The organism is Leyella stercorea (assembly GCF_021531655.1).
In genome coordinates, this window is the sequence record NZ_JADYUF010000003.1 from 63,706 (window position 1) to 80,601 (window position 16,896).

Here is a 16,896-nt window from a genome sequence, read left to right on the forward strand (position 1 = left end):
TTGTCTTTTATAAGTTGAAGTATTTGTCGAGTATCTCCTCAGCCTTGCCGTCGGAGTTGTCGATATCCTCTATTATTTTTCCCTTTTCGAGCAACGCTACACGTGTAGAAATGTCGACGGTGTGCTGCAGATTGTGGCTCGACACAATCACAGTAGAGCCAGTAGAACGATTGAATTCGGTCAGGATACGCTTCAGTTGGTTCTGGCTGCTGGGGTCGAGAAAGTTGAACGGCTCGTCAAGTATCACGAGTTGCGGACTGCTGAGCAGCGCTGCCACGATGCCTATCTTCTGCTTGTTGCCAGCCGAGAAGTCGCGTATGTACTTCTTCTGCCCCATTATCTCGTCGCCCATGAATGTCTCAAACGTCTTGAGTCGTTCCGCTACCTGCTCCCTTGTCATGCCCGACACCTTGCCTACAAACTCGAAATACTCCTCAGCAGTAAGGAAGTCGATGAGAAACGAGTTGTCGATGAAAGCCCCCGTCTGCAGTTTCCAATCCTCGCTTTTGGCGGGATCTATATCGTCTATGAGTACATTGCCCTCGGTAGCCTTCGACAAGTCGAGCATCAATCTGAACAATGTAGTCTTGCCGGCACCATTGTTGCCCACAAGTCCAACCATCTGTCCGTTGTCGATAGTGAAGTGTGGAATGTCTACGGCAGTATGTTCGCCGAAACATTTTTTGAGGTTATTGAGTTGTATGCGCATCTTTTTTGTGGCAAATTTACTATTTTTCTGACACAGCAGCAAATTTTACGGAGTATATTATGGCATTATGCCGTAATTGATATCAGTTGATGAATCTGCTTGATGAATTGCTTGAGGTTGGCAAACTGGTTGCCGAAGGCGGCGCGCCAGTTGAGAGCCTTGAGCGGATACTCCATAAAGTTGCGTGTCTCGATGTCGCCATTCATGCTCACGTAGTCGAGAATGTTCTTCAGATAGCGCTCCTGGTCGGCTGTCAGCTGATAGCCTTCTATAAAGTGCTGATATATCTGCAAGGCACGCTGGCGGTCGATGCCGCAAGCCACACGTATGAAGGCTGCCACATTATTTTTATATGGTCTTCCGTCAGACAGTTTCTCATAGTCGGACTTGGTGCCCAGCTCCTCAAAGAATATGCGCTCCAACTCCTGTATGTCTGCCGATGTCAGCTGTTCGAAGTTCTGTATCTTGCGTAGCGTAGCGTTGTCGCTGTTGGCTGCCAGATAGTCGATGATGCGCTGCTTATAGGTAGTCTGTACTATCAGGTCTTCGCCTCCGTCTGCGGTCTGGTATTCGTCCTCTATGTCGATGACAAACTTGCGGGTCTTGCGTTGCTCGTCGAGCAGATTAATAAGGTTGCGCAGTTCGGTGCGCACATTCTCCAGAGCGTCGAGCGACTCATTCTCCCAGAACTGTTGTGTCTGCACAAGGCGTATTGTGTCGATTCGGTTTTTCACCGCCGGCACCGTGGCTTTCTTCTCCAATAATGCTGCCACATTCACCACAGTCTGTCGAAATTGTCCTACCTTCACCGTCGTATCTACATGCGCAAGCATCAGGTGGAGCATTATCACGTCCCATTTCTTGGCAGCCTCATCATCCTTGTCGGCAGGAATGAGGTTGGCAATTTCCTTGAGTCGCAGCACATCCACCTCCGAGAGGCATGTCCACGCCTCCTTGTTGCGGAATGGTTCGATGGTGTCCAGATACGGTCGTGCCTCCTTGCGCTGCTTTCCTATGCTGCATAGCTGAGTGTGAAGCAGCAGCTTTAGGTCGTCGTGCAGCTTGCGGTCGAAGTCTTTTTCCTGATGGTCGGCACTCTGCAATTCCTTGGCTATGTCCACACGCAAGCCGAATAGTCGTTCGGTGAGCGACTTTACAGCCACGCCGCTGATGCCGTCGGCATTCTTCGAGAAATATTCAAAGTTGCCACACCAGTCGAATATGTAGAATTCCTTCTTGTCCTTGTCAGCCCCGAAGAGGTCCTTGCACAATCGTGTGCCTCGACCTATCATCTGCTCGAACTTAATCTTCGACTTCACAATCTTGAAGAATACGAGGTTCAGGATTTCGGGCACGTCGATGCCCGTGTCGAGCATGTCTACCGACACGGCTATCTGTGGCAGTCGGTCGGCAATCTTGAATTCGCTTATTATCTGGTCGTGATGCTTCACCTGGTTGTCTATGAGCTGGCAGTAGTCGGCACCACGTTCAGGATAGAGTTGATGGAAACGCTCCACGATGCGCTCGGCATGACGATGGTTGTAGGCAAAGATAATGGTCTTGCCAATGTCCTCGCCGCTATGCACCTTCAGTCCGTTGGTCATCAGTTCGGAGAGCACGTTGTCGATGGTGTCGTCGTTGATGAGATAGTTGAATATCTCGCGACCCTCTATGTCGCGGTGGTAGTCCTCGTCTTGCGGAATGCCGTTGAGCGCCTTCTCATACTCCCACACCTTCTCCAGTTCCTCGCGCTGTGCAGGGGTGAGTTCGTCGTACTTTATGCCGCGGTTTATCATCTTCGACGTACAGTTCTTCACCTTGTATGGCACAAGATACTTATCGGCAACAGCCTCCTGGAAGCTATACTCAAAGTTCGGCTCGTCGTCGAGTTCGAGCAGTCGGAACGTGTTGCGGTCAATCTCGTCGCGCGGAGTGGCAGTAAGACCAATAAGCAACGAGTCGAAATACTGGAATATGGCGCCATACTTACCGAACACGCTACGATGTGCCTCGTCGATAATGATAAGGTCGAAGTGTCCTACCGAGAACTCCACGGGCACGGCATTTATATAGTTTATCATCGTCTGATAGGTAGAGAAGATGAAGCGTGCGTCAAGATCGGGCACGGCATCCTCCGACAGACAAGCTATCGACTCGCTGGGCAAGAGATTCTCATAGTTCTGGCGCGCCTGGTTAACGAGTTCGGTTCGGTCGGCAAGGAACAACACCTTCTTTATCCAATTGTTGTTAGACAGAAGCTTGCAAAGCGAGATACTCACACGTGTCTTGCCCGTACCGGTAGCCAGCACGAGCAGTCCGCGTCGATGCTTCTTGTTGAGCCATTCCACCAGACTCTTTATGGCTGTCTTCTGATATGGTCGGTTGGTTATGGCGTCGTCGATGGTGAGGTCGGTTATGTCGGCACGTCCACGCTTCTGTATCAGGTATTCCAGGTCGTCGTGACTGTGGAATGAGATGACGTCGCGGTCGGGATAGCCCATGCCGTCAATCACCTTCGTAGTGTAGCCGTTGGTGTAATAAATCACGGGACGCACACCATGCTTACGCTCCAGACAATCAGCATACTCCATTGCCTGCTTGCGTCCCTCAGTAGCGTTCTCGATAGTGCTCTTAGCCTCTATCACGGCAAGCGGTTTGCCACCCTTGCTCATCAGCACATAGTCGCAATAGCCCGTACCCGAGGCTGAAGAAGTCATCCCCTCCACCTTCACCTCTATACACGCCTTGCCTCCCTGAAGGTCGCCCTTCGTGGTGAGAATGTCCCACCCAGCCTCGTTCAGCATATAGTCGATGAGGCACTTGCGTGTGATGCGCTCGCTCTCCAGACTCTCTGGCGGTATCTCGGTAGGAGCCTTTGGCTTCTCTATAGCGTCCTGCGGCACACTCTCCACCACTTCGGCAGCCACAGCAGGCTCCGAGTTGTCGGCTACGTGCATGCCCGTGAATCCGTCGGGCACAATGGTGGCATCAAATGCCACTATACTCTGTATGGCACGCCAACGGAACAGAAAACCGCACACCACATAATACAAGGCACGCAGACAGATGTAGGCATCGTTCTGCCTCACCTCCTGCACACCAGTATGCGAGGCATAGTTGCCAATCTTCTTCACCGTGCGCATGTCGCCAAGCAACTGCCTGTCGTCGCCTACGAAAGCGTCAATCTGCGGACGGTGCAGCATCTGGCTGAGCGTCTCGCGTGGCTCAAGCGTCACGTTTGCCATAGCAAGATGGTTTCTTACGAGCCACTCCAATGCCTTGCGGGCGTTGCTGGCGCTCTCCTCTGGGAAAGCCTTCTGAAAGATTTCCGCCTTATCGCAGTATGCGTGTAGCTGGGCAAAGTCGGGGATAGTCTCCGCCAAGCGTGAGATAAAGTCAAAGTTCTTCATATTATTATATAGGTAGTGTAGTGTCGTTGTCGTTAAGCAGGTCAAAGTCAGAGCGGAAGAGTCGGTCTTGTATCACTCTGTATTTTTCAAATTCGCTTTCTGCATATTGCTTGGCATACTCGGCAGTAATGCTTCCTGCACCTTGCAGAATTTCTCTGTTGGTTGCATCAAGGAACTTGTCTATACGCTTAGCCCAGTCTTCCATAGTCATGGGGATGTGGCGTTCTGCCATATCCTTTGCAATATCAAGATAGGCGTTGACCAACCGTCCGAGAGCTTGCAGCTCGTTTTGTTTCAGATAGTTCTTTACCACACTCACGTCCGACCGTATAATCTTTCCGTTAGGAGCCTTTGCCCATGTGGTCAGTCCCATGTGTTCCTTGTCGGCATCGGCACGCTCTACTATCAGTTCGGCAGCAGTATGACCATGTACGGCATAGTGCATTTTGTTTTGCACCTTCTTGAAGAAGTCTCTTGTGGTAGGAGCGTCGCGGTTGTAGTCGATGGCTGTGGCGTAGATGTCTGTTAGCTTTTGGTAGAAGTTGCGTTCGGACAGACGTATTTCGCGTATTTCTTCCAAGAGTTGCTCAAAGTAGTCCACGCCTATAAACGAGCCGTTCTCCATGCGTTTCTTGTCTATCACGTAGCCACGGATGGCGTATTGACGAAGTACGAAGGTGCACCATTGGCGGAATTGGGTGGCGCGACGAGAATTGACACGATAGCCAACGGCGATAACCATGTCAAGATTGTAGTACTCAAGTTCATCTTCTACCTCGCCTCTAATACCACGGTTTACGACTGTTGCAATTTTTGCAACAGTCGTGTCTGTAGACAATTCTCCTTCACTAAGAATTTTCTTAATGTGTCGGCTTATGCCAGACTTGTCAACGTCAAAAAGCGTAGCCATAGCTTTCTGCGTACACCAAATGGTTTCGTCTTTATAAACCACTTGAACGCCATTCTCCTTACCCTCCGCCATAAAGATAAGGAATTCGGCTGTGCTATTTCGTATTTCAAATTTCTTTGTCATAAATTCAAGTTTTTAGAGTCGGCCATAATATGGATGGTTGATGCAAAGCGTAGGAGGCTATGGCGTCCTCGCCTTAGCCTGCGCAAGCAACTAAGTTTCCGTTACTCAAACCAATATTGCATTCGAGAGGCAAGGAGGGTTTCAAGGTCGGTTATCGACTTCTGAACAGCAGACTTCTGACGCTCTATCTGCTCGATGCGTTGGGCAAAGAGGTGTTGGAGGGGGAGAGGGGGAAGAAAGACAGATATCTTTTCTATTTCTTTAGTTGAGATATGTGTTACTTTAAATCCCTTTGCATATTTCGCTTTCTCATTATAAAATGCCTTTGTCATAGTATAATACGAAAGAAAAGTTCCATCTTGTTCATGATGAAGTATAGCTGCATCAGAACCTACAATAACATCATAATTTCCTAACCATGCAGTACTTTTGCATGAACCTTCGACATCTTCACTTGTTATTGCCATAACTAAATCACCTGTATGGGCAACCTTGTATTTTGGTAATAAATCATGTGGAATAGAAGTATAATGCTTTTTAGTCCTTGCCCCCAAGATTGTATGTAATTGACCATAATGAATACAAGGAAGCCCGTCTTCTACAAAATCCTTTTTAGATATACCAGCCCCTCTTTCTACAGAGCCAATTTCACCAATTTTCTTCACTTCCCATCCCTTTTCATTCTCCACGGGGTCTCCAAACATCTCATAGAAGATGCTTTGTGCGAGGTTGTCATAATCTTTCAGTTGCTCCTGCTTTAAACGAATCAATTCGTTAATCTTGTCGAGCTCGGAGACAATGGAGAGTTGGGTGGTAATATCAGGTAAAGGTAATAGAGCATTTGTTAAATCTCCAAGTTTGATGTACTTTATTATTCCACCAATACTTTTTCGTCTTAACTCTTCAATATACAAATTAAAGAAAGCGAAAATATAACGCATTTCAACTCCATTAACATCATTTTTTAATTGAAGAATGTAGGTCCTTTGGTATGCATTAAATTTACCATTATAATATTTCACATTTAAATCGCCATTTCCTGCAATCAAAATACATTCACAATCGTATGCATATGTATTTATGGATAATGGAATTCTTGAGCAAGTGAAAAAGGGATATAATCCATCCTCATTAGCTGCGTTTGCATCTAATTTTCCCGTGGTAATATTACAAATATTTCCTATTTTCTTATATTCCCATCCTTGTTTCATTGTTCCTCTTTATTATTTCCTTCATGTTGCATCATGAATAATTGTTTTTGTCTTTCAATTTCGGTACGCAATTGCTCCTCTGTTGGTAAGAATATTTTGTATTTTGCAGCAAAGAGCTGCTCATTGCCCTTGAGGATAGAGTATCTGGCAATATCCTTACTGGTTTCTGAACACAACACGATGCCGATGGTTGGATTGTCACCTTCAGTTCGTTTCAGTTCGTCATACATTCGCACATACATATCCATCTGACCTACGTCTTGATGTGTGATAGTACCAATCTTCAGGTCGATGAGCACATAGCATTTTAGTACCACATTATAGAATACAAGGTCTATGAAATAGTCTTGCGTGTCTGTGCGCACCAGCTGCTGACGCCCCATGAATGCGAAACCACGTCCCATTTCCATCAAGAAGTCCTGTAAATGGCCGATAATGGCAGTTTCCAGGTCTTCTTCAGAAAAAGAAGTGTCTGCCTTGAAACCAAGAAACTCTGCTATAATGGGACTCTTGAGCAACTCAAATTTATTAGGCTCTATTTCGGCCGTTGGTAGTTGAGGCTGCGCAAAATGTCGTTCGTAATATTGTGTAGATATGTTGCGGTCGAGAGTTCGTACACTCCACATTTCTTGAGAAGCTGTCTCTAAATACCAACGAATGGCTATGGGATCATCTATACGCAACGATTTGTATATATGCGTCCAAGTAAGATTTGGAAATCGTGATTTCCAAATCTCATAATTATCAAAAATCAGATAAAACCTTCGAAATGAACGCAAGTATCTTGGACCGAATCCTTTGCCATATAGAATAGTAAGTTGCTTGGAGAGTTTCTCAATGATTTGCTCTCCATATTCGGCACGCTCTTTACCTTGCTGTTCTTCCTCAACAATTCGTCTGCCTATATTCCAGTAGGTCTCCACCATCTGTTGACTCACAGCATTGTATGCCCGTTCTCTGCCTTGCTCTATTATGTGACAGACATCTTGATAAAGAGAAACGTCCTGCTTTTGCTTGTATTCCGTTGTTTCGATTATCTGCTTCTTTATGTCCATATTTATTCCTCCTTATTTTGTTGTTTTTGCGTCCCGATTTTTGTTATGTCATTTGTTCGGGATGCGTTCGGGATGCGTTCGGGATGATTGTTTACTCCTCCAACATTCCTCTCAGCTCTCCGTATCCCTTGGCATATTCTGCTTCGGTCTGTTCCAATCGCGCCAGTATGTCATTCACCGGCTCATACTCCACACGCTCGCGCTCCACCTCTTTATATTTGTTGATAGAGAGGTCGTAGTCGTTCTGGCGGATTTCGTCGACGGGCACGAAGAAGCTTTGGTCCTTGCGCGAGCGTTCCTGCTCGGCATCAAGGTGCTGGAAACGGTTGATTACGTCGGGAATGTCGTTGTCGTTGACGGGCGAACGCTTGTCGTCCAGAGAAAAACCGTCTGCCTTCATGTCGTAGAACCATACACGGTCGGTACCGCCACAGTTGGTCTTGGTGAATACGAGTACGGCGGTAGACACTCCGGCGTAGGGCTTGAACACTCCGCTCGGCATGGATATTACGGCACGTAGCTGCTGATTGTCCACTATCTCCTTGCGTATGGCCACGTGAGCCTTCGACGTTCCGAACAATACTCCGTCGGGAACGATGCTGGCACAACGTCCGCCTATCTCAAGCGAGCGCACGAACTGGGCAAGAAACAGCAGCTCGGTCTTGCTGGTATTGGCATAGGCAAGGATTTTCTTGTTGACGTTGCCCTTGTCGAGACTGCCTGCAAAGGGAGGGTTAGCCATAATGAGCGAGTAGCAAGCCTGGTCGTCGTTCTGCTCCGAGAGCGAGTCGCGCCAAGCCAGTTCGGGTGCAGTAATGTCGTGGAGCAGGAGGTTCATGGCTCCTATGCGCAGCATGGTCTGGTCGGTATCGTAGCCGTTAATCATCGAGGTCTTCATGTGCTCCACCTCCTCACCTACATACATGGCTGTCTCATACTTCTCCTTGATATACTTCACCGCCTCAACCAAGAATCCTGCCGAACCCATGGCAGGGTCGCAGATGTAGTCCTTGGGCGTAGGCTCCATCATCTCTACAATCATGCGTATGATGTGGCGCGGCGTGCGAAACTGTCCGTTGGTGCCCGATGCAGCCATCTTGCCGAGTATATACTCGTAGACATCGCCCATGGCGTCGCGGTTGTTCATGTCGAGTGCGTCCACACCGTCAACCACCTTGGCAAGCGTACGGGCGTTGGGTATGAGGAATATAGCCGACTTCATGTAGCGGCTGTAGGCACTCTCCTCACCGGTACCGATATGCTTGATAAACTCAAACACGCTCTGGCGCACAATCTTGAACATGTTGTCGGCACCGAAGTTCTTGAACACGTGCCAACGCAGATTCTCGTAAGGCACGCCGGCACGCTCCTCGTCGCTCACGGCATCGGGATTAACCCACAGTTGGCCGTCAAGGAATGTGGGGTTCTGCACTTCGCAGTCCCAGTCGCGTGCGTTCTCTTCTTCCTGCAACTGCTTGTCGTCGAGCAGTTTCATAAAGAAGATGTAGGTCATCTGCTCCAATACTGTGATGGGATTGGTGATGCCAGCCACAAAGAATGTGTCCCATATCTGGTCTATCTTGTTTTTTATTTCGCCAGTTATCATAGAGTTTTTTCTATCGTTATTGTTATTTGTTCTCAAGCTCCATCTTCAGGAACCTGGGCGTATAGCCCTCCTTCGACTCAGCCACTTCTTCGGGCGTTCCGGCTATGAGCAGGCGTCCGCCGCCACGTCCTCCTTCCGGACCGATGTCGATGATGTGGTCGGCAAGCTTTATGACATCAAGGTTGTGCTCGATTATAATGACGGTATTGCCACGGTCAACCAGCTGCTGCAACACGTCCATCAGAATGCGTATGTCCTCAAAGTGGAGTCCCGTGGTAGGCTCGTCGAGTATGTATAGCGTCTTGCCCGTGTCGCGCTTGCTCAGCTCGGTAGCCAGTTTCACGCGCTGGCTCTCGCCTCCCGAGAGCGTAGTCGATGGTTGTCCCAGCTTGACATATCCCAGTCCGACGTCCTGTATGGTCTTTATCTTCTGCAATATAGCCGGCACATTCTCGAAGAATTCGACAGCCTGATTGATGGTCATGTCCAATACGTCGGCTATGCTCTTGCCCTTGTAGCGCACCTCAAGAGTCTCGCGGTTGTAGCGTTTGCCGTGACACACCTCGCAGGGCACCATCACGTCGGGCAGGAAGTTCATCTCGATGGTCTTGTATCCGTTGCCCTTGCACGTCTCGCAGCGGCCGCCCTTCACGTTGAACGAGAAGCGTCCGGGCTTGTAGCCACGTATCTTAGCCTCGGGCAGAGCCACGAAGAGCGAGCGTATGTCGGAGAACACGCCTGTATAGGTGGCAGGATTGGAGCGCGGAGTACGTCCTAAGGGCGACTGGTCGACATTCACCACCTTGTCGATATATTCTATTCCGTCTATCGAGTCGTATGGCATCGGCTTCTTGAGCGAGCGGTAGAAGTGCTTTGACAGAATGGGCTGCAACGTCTCGTTGATGAGTGTCGACTTGCCCGAACCGCTCACACCGGTCACCACGATAAGCTCGCCGAGCGGGAACGACACGTCCACGTTCTTCAGATTGTTGCCACGTGCTCCGTGTATCGTTATCGCCTTGCCGTTGCCCTTGCGGCGTTCGGCAGGCACGGCAATCTTACGGTCGCCGTTGAGATAGTCGGCTGTGAGCGTATGATGTTTGAGCATGTCCTGCGGAGTGCCCTGGAACACCACTTCGCCACCACGCATTCCTGCCTTCGGACCGATGTCGACAATCCAGTCGGCAGCAAGCATCATGTCCTTGTCGTGCTCCACCACCACAACCGTGTTGCCCATGTCGCGCAGCTGCTTGAGCGAGTGGATAAGCCGCTCATTGTCGCGTTGGTGCAGTCCGATGCTCGGCTCGTCGAGGATATAGAGCACGTTGACCAGCTGCGAACCTATCTGTGTGGCAAGACGTATGCGCTGGCTTTCGCCACCAGAGAGCGAAGCCGACTGGCGGTTGAGCGACAGATAGTCGAGACCTACGTCCAGCAGGAACGATATGCGTGTGCGTATCTCCTTCAGTATCTCTGCAGCTATGGTGCGCTGGCGGTCGTCAAGGTGTGCCTCTACGTTGCCCAGCCACTCATTGAACTGGCTTATGTCCATCGAGGCAAGTTCGAATATGTTCTTGTCCCAAACCTTATACGACAACGACTCGCGGCAAAGTCGCTGACCATGACACTCCGGACACTCGCACGTGGCAAGGAATTGGTCAGCCCACTTCTGTCCGCTTGTAGTGTCGTCGTTCTCCATGACCGAGCGCAGATACTTTATCACGCCGTCGAACGTGGTGAAATAGTCGCTCGATGTGTGTACCACCTCCTTGTCGATACGCACAGTTTCGAGCGAGCCGTACATTATCTCGTTCATCGTGTCTTCCGGAATCTCGCTCACAGGAGTCTTAAGCGTCAGTCCAGCCTTGTCGAGTATGGCAGATATCTGCCAGAAGATAAGCTGGTTCTTGTATTTGCCCAATGGCACAATTGCACCCTCGTGTATTGAGAGAGAGTCGTCGGGGATGACCTTCTTGAGGTCGATCTCGTTGACATAGCCCAGTCCCTTGCATTTGGGGCAGGCTCCTTCGGGCGAGTTGAACGAGAACATATTGGGTGCGGGGTCGCGATAGCTTATGCCCGTAGTGGGGCACATGAGTCGCTTGGAGTAGCTCTTTGCCTCGCCCGTGTCCTTGTCGAGTATCATCAGCAAGCCGTCGCCCTGGCGCATGGCAGTCTCGATGGTCTTCTTCAGGCGGTCGTCAAATCCCTCGCGCATCTGCATCTTGTCAATCACCACTTCGATGTTATGGTTCTTGTAGCGGTCGGTCTTCATGCCCGGCGTTATGTCCTTTATCTCGCCGTCGACACGCACATACAGATAACCCTTGCGGCGTAGCGTCTCGAAGAGTTCGCGATAGTGGCCCTTACGTTGGCGTACGAGTGGCGCAAGGATATAGATGCGATGGCCGGCATACTGCGTATTGATCATGTCGAGAATGCGCTCCTCGGTATATTTCACCATCTTTTCGCCCGTAGCATAGCTGTATGCCGTTCCGGCACGGGCAAAGAGCAGACGCAGATAGTCGTATATCTCGGTCGTAGTGCCCACGGTAGAGCGTGGATTGCGGTTGGTTGTCTTCTGTTCTATAGATATGACGGGGCTGAGTCCGGTGATGTTGTCTACATCCGGACGTTCCAGTCCGCCGAGAAAGTTGCGGGCGTATGCCGAGAAAGTGTCGATGTAGCGGCGCTGTCCCTCAGCATATATGGTGTCAAAGGCAAGCGACGACTTGCCCGAACCGCTCAGTCCGGTAATGACGGTGAGCGAACCGCGCGGTATCTCCACGTCGATATTCTTAAGATTGTGGACGCGTGCGCCCCACACATTTATCTTGCCTTCTTCTGAATAGCTACCCATAAGTATTGATTGAGTTTCTGTTAAATCTGATTTTATTTATTCTAAACGGAACTTTTGCAAGTTCAGAGAATTCAGTAGTTAAAGGAGTTAAGAAGTTAAGCCAAATGCTTATAATGCTATATCAAACAAAAAAACTAATGGCTTAACTCCTTAGCGACCGTAGGGTGCGGCAACTCCTTAACTTCTTAACTACTTTCGCTTGCGAAACTAAAAATTCTAAAAAATGCGGAATCTACAGCCCTTCGGTTCCGCCTGCGGCTGTCTCGGTATATCCGCGCAGCAGATTGACATCGCTCTTGATGTTGAATCGTCTGCCGTCGGCTCCCTTGGCCTTCACCAGCACAAAGTAAACGCCCTGTGCCACATCCCTTCCTTTGTACTTGCCGTCCCATCCGCCGGCAGGGTCGGTCCACTCGTACAGTTTCTGTCCCCAACGGTTGAATATGGTGGCTTTGAACTCCACTATGCTCTGACAGCCGCTCTTGGCGCGGTAGACATCGTTGATGCCGTCGCCGTTGGGCGAGAAAGCGTTGGGCATTTCGAGTTTGCTCTCGGATATAGACACGGTTATGGGTGTGGCATCCGCCCAATAGTCGGCAGTATAGGCTATGGTATCGGTGCCAAGAACAAAGGTGGCATACAGCTCGATGATGTGTGTGCCAGCCTCGACAAAGGTGTATTCGGTGTCTTCGTCGTATCTGATGAGATAGGGCGAATGCGCTCCTTTCTTTCTGAAGCGCCACTCGTAATGGGCAGCATAAGCCCCCACATCGGCAGCACCTGCCGAGAGCGTGACCGTAAGAGGTGCCGAACCGGTATAGCTCAGCCCCGTATCGTCGCCATCGGGCGTATGAAACGTTGCAACGGGATTGATTGCGGGCACCACATCGGCACGGGCGTCCACACAAACTATGCAAACAAGAAGCATTAATAATCGAAGGATGTTCATAATATGCAAAGTTAACTATTATATCGCACACTACAAAGCCGAGGCTTTGTTTTAATAACTTTATTTATAAGACAAACATTTCATTTTACAATATATTTTATGTACTTTTGCAGAAAAATCAATAACAACTATGACACGTTACTTCAGACTTATTTTGTGCTTATGCGCTATGATGGTGGCTGCAGCTATGTCTGCACAGACTATCAAGTGGCAGGAATTGTACAAGGTGAAGAAGAAAGACACCATATACGGCATTGCCAAGAAGTACAATATCACCATCGACGAGCTGATACAAGCCAACCCCGCCATGCAGAAGCCCGACTACACTCTGCATAAGGGCGACCAGCTGCTCATACCCTACCCCACTACAGCGCCGGCTGCTGCCGCTACAGCATCAAAGACACAGGCCGAAAGCAAACCGGCACACAAGATTGCTGCCAACGGAACCGTGCGCATAGGCGTAATGCTGCCGCTGCACAACGTTGACGGCGACGGCCAGCGAATGATTGAATACTATCGTGGCGTGCTCATGGCATGCGACTCGTTGCGCTCGCAGGGCATAGCCACACACGTATATGCATGGAACGTGCCTATCGACGCCAACGTGCAGCAAATCATCAACGACGACAACGCACGCCAGTGTGACGTGATATTCGGTCCGCTCTACACCAAGCAGGTGAAGCCTATGGGCGACTTCTGCCGCAAGAACGGCATACGTCTTGTCATTCCGTTCTCTATCAACGGCAATGACGTGGCGCAGAACGAACGCATATATCAGGTGTTCCAGACTCCTGCACAGCAGAACGAGGCTTCGGTCAATGCTTTTGCCGAACGCTTCAAGGGCCGCCATGTGGTGATAGTCGACTGCAACGACACTACAAGCCGTAAGGGCGTATTCACCACCGCCCTGCGCAAACGCATGGAAAAGACGGGCATAACGTACAGCATCACAAACCTGAAGTCGTCGGAGCAGGCATTTGCCAAGGCTTTCAGCACAACGCTGCCCAACGTTGTCGTGCTCAATACCGGACGTTCGCCCGAACTGAATGCCACCCTTGCCAAGCTCAACATTCTCACAGCTGCCAGCAAGGGATTGAGCATCTCATTGTACGGATATACCGAATGGCTGATGTATACAAAGGTATATACCGACTATTATTTCAAATACGACACATACATCCCTACCACTTTCTACTACAATCCGCTTGCCGGCAAGACCATTGCCGTTGAGCGTGCCTACCGCCAATGGTTCAAGTCGGACATGAGGCAGGCACTACCGCGATTTGCGCTGACCGGATTCGACCATGCGCAATTCTTCATACGCGGACTGCACAAGTATGGCGACCAATTCAACGGAACCCAGCAGCAGAACACGTACACTCCGCTACAGACACCGCTCAAATTCAAACGAGTAGGTACGGGAGGCATGCAGAACTCAAGTTTCATGCTCGTACACTACAAGCCCAACAGAACAATAGAGTCGGTATCATACTAATACACACCATTATTAATATATGTTTCAGACATTAAGACTTAAAACCATTGCCCTGCTCGCAATGTTGCTGACGGCATCTGCCGCCATACACGCCCAGATAGGCGAACACCGCAACGACCTGGCCATTGGCTTCAATGCCGGATATATAATGAGCAGCGTAGGGTTTACGCCTAAGGTTACGCTCGACACTCACACCGGAATGACAGCCGGACTGTCTATGCGCTACACCTGCGAGAAGTACTTCAAGACGATATGCTCGATTTCTGCCGAAGTGAACTATGCACGCATAGGATGGAAGGAGCGCATACTTACAGCCAACGACGAGCCTGTGATAAACCCCGTGACGGGTATGGCAGAAGCCTATCAGCGTGACATGAACTACATTCAGGTGCCCATCTTCGCCCACTTGGCGTGGGGACGTGAGCGCAAAGGCGTACAGTTCTTCTTCAAGGCAGGCCCGCAGTTCGGTTACCTTATAGGCGAGTCGACCAAGACAAACTTCAATGTCAAGGATGCCAACTTCGACGACCGCGCCAACAAGACATGCGCCCAGGACACCATGGCTGTAGAAAACAAGTTCGACTTTGGCATTGCTGCCGGATTGGGTATGGAATACTCCATACCTAAAGTAGGACACTTCCTGCTCGAAGGACGCTACTACTACGGTCTCGGCAACATCTACGGCGACTCAAAGCGCGACTACTTCGGCAAGTCAAACCACTCGAACATCGTAATCAAGCTGTCGTATCTGTTTGACATAACACGTACGAAAGGCATTAAGAAGTAACAGAATTTCAATAACCATTAATAAATAACCAATTTAAATTCTTATGTTCGAAAATCAACCTAAAGGTCTATGGGCCCTCGCATTGGCCAACACCGGAGAGCGCTTTGGTTACTACACCATGCTCGCAGTGTTCTTGCTGTATTTGCAGGCTAACTTCGGTTTTGAGACTGGAGTAGCAAGTACGATTTACTCTACCTTCCTTATGATGGTCTACTTCCTGCCCATCATTGGCGGTATTGCAGCCGACAAGTTCGGCTTTGGACGTATGGTTACCACTGGTATCTTCATTATGTTCATCGGCTATCTTGTCCTTTCGCTTCCGCTCGGCAAGGATACCGTTGCCATTGCAGCAATGGGCGTATCGCTCATCCTCATCGCTTTGGGAACCGGTCTGTTCAAGGGCAACCTCCAGGTAATGGTAGGTCGTCTGTACGACGAGGCTCAGTATGCAAACAATCGCGACTCAGGTTTCTCACTCTTCTACATGGCTATCAACATCGGCGCTATGTTTGCTCCTACAGCAGCCATTAAGATTATGGACTGGGCTAAGGCAAGTCTTGGCGTATCGCCTGAGGATGCCTACCACTTCGCTTTTGCCATAGCATGTGCATCACTCATCGTAAGTATCGCCATATACTACATCTTCAGCTTCACTTACAAGCACGTCTTGGCCAACGAGACACAGCAGAAGTCGGGAGCCGACGCAAAGTCGGAGGCCAAGGAACTCACTCCTGCCGAGACCAAGGAGCGTATCGTATGCCTCTGTCTTGTGTTTGCAGTGGTTATCTTCTTCTGGATGGCATTCCACCAGAACGGCAACACTCTGACACTCTTTGCACGCGATTTCACACAGAAGACTTCTGAAGGTCTGCAGTCAATGGCATTCGACGTAACCAACCTCGTGGCTTGTATCTTCGTAGTTTACGGCAGCTTCGGTCTGGCACAGAGCAAGACCGGCAAGGGCAAGGGCATCTCGCTCGGCGTAATCGTAGCAGCTATTGCCTTCCTCTTCTACAAGTACAACACGCTCGAAGGTGCCGTTGAGGTTCAGGCTCCTATCTTCCAGCAGTTCAATCCTTGCTACGTTGTAGCATTGACTCCGGTGAGCGTAGCCCTCTTCGCTTGGCTCAACAAGATTGGCAAAGAGCCTACTTCGCCTGAGAAGATTGGTCTTGGTATGCTCGTTGCAGCCCTCGGTTTCGTATGGATGGCAGTAGGCTCTATGGGTCTTGAGCTTCCGTTGACACAGGGCGACCCTGCTACAGAGGGTACACGCGTTAGCGCCAACCTCCTCATCTCTACATATCTCATCCTCACATTTGCCGAGTTGCTGCTTTCGCCTATCGGAATCTCCTTCGTATCGAAGGTTGCTCCTCCCAAGTATGCAGGTTTGATGATGGGTCTGTGGTTTGGTGCGACAGCCATCGGCAACCAGTTGGTAATGGTGCCCGGCATCATGTGGGGCCAGAACTTCAACCTCGTTACTATCTGGGGTGTTCTTGCAGGCATCTGCCTCGTATCGGCTCTGTTCATCTTCTCAATCATCAAGAAGCTCAACAAGGTAAGCTAATATCACCATTAATAACAAGACTTATGTCAGCGCGGGCAGCAACTACGATTGCTGTCTGCGTTTTTTTGTACCTATTTTTAGGTAAAATTAAATCCCAAACTATTAAAAAGCCAGGCTTAATCCGCCACATTGCACGTTTTTAGGTAACTTTGCATATACGTATAATGAACTTCATTCATACCAGACGCAATATACAATACACATTATATAT

At 49.6% G+C, this 16,896-nt stretch carries 11 protein-coding genes; 3 read left to right on the forward strand and 8 right to left on the reverse strand.

Annotation, left to right across the window (positions count from 1 at the left end; translation table 11 throughout):
• Positions 1 to 7: 7 nt before the first annotated feature.
• From I6E49_RS01625 to I6E49_RS01660, 8 genes are all read right to left on the reverse strand, one after another.
• Positions 8 to 709, reverse strand: coding sequence for an ABC transporter ATP-binding protein (locus I6E49_RS01625; RefSeq protein WP_235400089.1), 702 nt, complete (start codon positions 707 to 709; stop codon positions 8 to 10).
• 65 nt (positions 710 to 774) lie between these two features.
• Positions 775 to 4,119, reverse strand: coding sequence for a type I restriction endonuclease subunit R (locus I6E49_RS01630; protein ID WP_235400090.1), 3,345 nt, complete (start codon positions 4,117 to 4,119; stop codon positions 775 to 777).
• Positions 4,120 to 4,123: 4 nt separating this feature from the next.
• The gene (locus I6E49_RS01635) at positions 4,124 to 5,152 is read right to left on the reverse strand and encodes a virulence RhuM family protein (RefSeq protein ID WP_235400091.1); all 1,029 of its coding nucleotides are present in this window, start codon (positions 5,150 to 5,152) and stop codon (positions 4,124 to 4,126) included.
• Positions 5,153 to 5,253: 101 nt separating this feature from the next.
• Complete coding sequence (locus tag I6E49_RS01640) at positions 5,254 to 6,363, reverse strand: restriction endonuclease subunit S (protein WP_235400092.1); 1,110 nt, start codon at positions 6,361 to 6,363, stop codon at positions 5,254 to 5,256.
• Positions 6,360 to 7,418, reverse strand: coding sequence for a PDDEXK nuclease domain-containing protein (locus tag I6E49_RS01645; protein ID WP_235400093.1), 1,059 nt, complete (start codon positions 7,416 to 7,418; stop codon positions 6,360 to 6,362). Before I6E49_RS01645 ends, I6E49_RS01640 begins: the two co-directional genes overlap by 4 nt.
• 91 nt (positions 7,419 to 7,509) lie before the next feature.
• Positions 7,510 to 9,024, reverse strand: a complete 1,515-nt coding sequence (locus I6E49_RS01650) for a class I SAM-dependent DNA methyltransferase (RefSeq protein ID WP_235400094.1) — start codon at positions 9,022 to 9,024, stop codon at positions 7,510 to 7,512.
• A 22-nt stretch (positions 9,025 to 9,046) separates the two neighbouring features.
• Positions 9,047 to 11,884 carry an excinuclease ABC subunit UvrA gene (uvrA, locus tag I6E49_RS01655; RefSeq protein ID WP_235400095.1) on the reverse strand — a complete coding sequence of 946 codons (2,838 nt, stop codon included), beginning with the start codon at positions 11,882 to 11,884 and terminating at the stop codon, positions 9,047 to 9,049.
• A 232-nt stretch (positions 11,885 to 12,116) separates the two neighbouring features.
• On the reverse strand, positions 12,117 to 12,833 hold the full coding sequence (locus I6E49_RS01660) for a gliding motility-associated C-terminal domain-containing protein (RefSeq protein WP_235400096.1): 717 nt from the start codon (positions 12,831 to 12,833) through the stop codon (positions 12,117 to 12,119).
• Positions 12,834 to 12,963: 130 nt separating this feature from the next.
• Between I6E49_RS01660 and I6E49_RS01665 the strand changes: the two genes are divergently transcribed.
• The 3 genes from I6E49_RS01665 to I6E49_RS01675 all read left to right on the forward strand — a co-directional run bounded on the left by I6E49_RS01665 (position 12,964) and on the right by I6E49_RS01675 (position 16,685).
• The gene (locus tag I6E49_RS01665; protein ID WP_235400097.1) at positions 12,964 to 14,328 is read left to right on the forward strand and encodes an amino acid ABC transporter substrate-binding protein; all 1,365 of its coding nucleotides are present in this window, start codon (positions 12,964 to 12,966) and stop codon (positions 14,326 to 14,328) included.
• Positions 14,329 to 14,389: 61 nt separating this feature from the next.
• Positions 14,390 to 15,115: a porin family protein gene (locus tag I6E49_RS01670; protein WP_441006954.1), complete on the forward strand. Its 726-nt coding sequence runs from the start codon at positions 14,390 to 14,392 to the stop codon at positions 15,113 to 15,115.
• A 43-nt stretch (positions 15,116 to 15,158) separates the two neighbouring features.
• On the forward strand, positions 15,159 to 16,685 hold the full coding sequence (locus I6E49_RS01675; RefSeq protein ID WP_235400099.1) for a peptide MFS transporter: 1,527 nt from the start codon (positions 15,159 to 15,161) through the stop codon (positions 16,683 to 16,685).
• Positions 16,686 to 16,896 lie beyond the last annotated feature (211 nt).